At 38.7% G+C, this 385-nt stretch carries 1 protein-coding gene; it reads right to left on the minus strand.

The features are described from left to right. A partial coding sequence (locus HMPREF2697_RS00730) for a helix-turn-helix domain-containing protein (RefSeq protein WP_142350067.1) occupies window positions 1-362 on the minus strand: 362 nt, incomplete at its 3' end. Window positions 363-385: the final 23 nt, after the last annotated feature.

The raw sequence follows: 385 nt of genomic DNA on the forward strand, positions 1-385 counted from the left end.
CGATAAATGGCTCTATAGATTGTTTGATAACTAACAACAGTTTTCCCATACTCTAAGCGCAACCGACCTTCTATTTCTTCAGGAGACCATTGGTAATCGAGAAATAGATGTTTGATGGTATTGCTTAAATTGTGATCTATTTCAAGCATCCGTTTCCGCCCACAGTGTGATTTGGCATTATGGTACGATTCCTGTGCATGATTTGGAGAATAAGCTCCTGATTTTGTATGGCGCTTCCACTCACGACTAATACTAGATGGATGACGATGAAGTAACTTAGCAATTTGAGAAAAATTTAGGCCTTGCGTACGGTAAATGAGAATACTTTCACGCTCGTCTATGGTAAAATGATGGTAGCTCATAAGATTTCCTTTCGTAACTAGTT

Source organism: Streptococcus sp. HMSC064D12 (genome assembly GCF_001837205.1).
GTDB classification, from domain to species: Bacteria; Bacillota; Bacilli; order Lactobacillales; family Streptococcaceae; genus Streptococcus; species Streptococcus salivarius_D.